Here is a 606-nt window from a genome sequence, read left to right as displayed (position 1 = left end):
CCGAGATCATCCGGCAGTACATCGCCGACTGCGAGGCGGAGCCGGACGGGGCGCGGGCGCTGAAAGGCCTGACCCGATGAGCCGCATCGACCTCACCGGCGGACGCCCGGCATGCTGGCCACGCCCTTGAAGAAGGTGTAGCAGAACACGCCGTCGCCTTCGGCCGTCCGCTGCAGCTCCCGCAACCCCGCATCGAACCCCTCCGCCGTCGCCAGCCCCGCCGCCAACGCCGGCGCCCTCACCCCTTCGATCATCGCGTTGAAGGTCTTGCGCGTGAACCCGTCGACCCAACCCGGCCGGCTGGCATCCGCATACACCTGCCGTGGGCTCACCCTGACATCGTCGAACCCCGCCTCGACCAGCAGCGGATGCAGCGTCCGCCCGATCAGCGCATTGCCGCCCGCACGCCGCTGCAACTCGACCTGGCAGGCAATCGCCGCCCGCGCCGCCGCGCCCTCGGGATGAAAGCACACCGTGCCGTGATCCCCCTCGATCACCGTGATGCGGCCGCCCGGCTTCAGCAGCCGCGCCAGCGTTCCCAGCACCTGCACCGGCTGACCGAGGTGCTCCAGCACGAAGCAGACGAACACATGATCGAACGTGGCC

1 protein-coding gene is annotated in these 606 nt (G+C 70.1%); it reads right to left on the bottom strand.

The annotated features are described in order from the left end of the window. Positions 1–92: 92 nt before the first annotated feature. Positions 93–606, bottom strand: a 514-nt coding sequence (locus AC1D01_RS37840) for a methyltransferase domain-containing protein (RefSeq protein WP_477875113.1), incomplete at its 5' end; no start/stop codon positions are given.

This window comes from Rhizobacter sp. P3_B12 (assembly GCF_056402895.1).
Note: the sequence above shows the minus strand (reverse complement) of the source record. Positions and strands in the feature narration are given on the sequence as shown.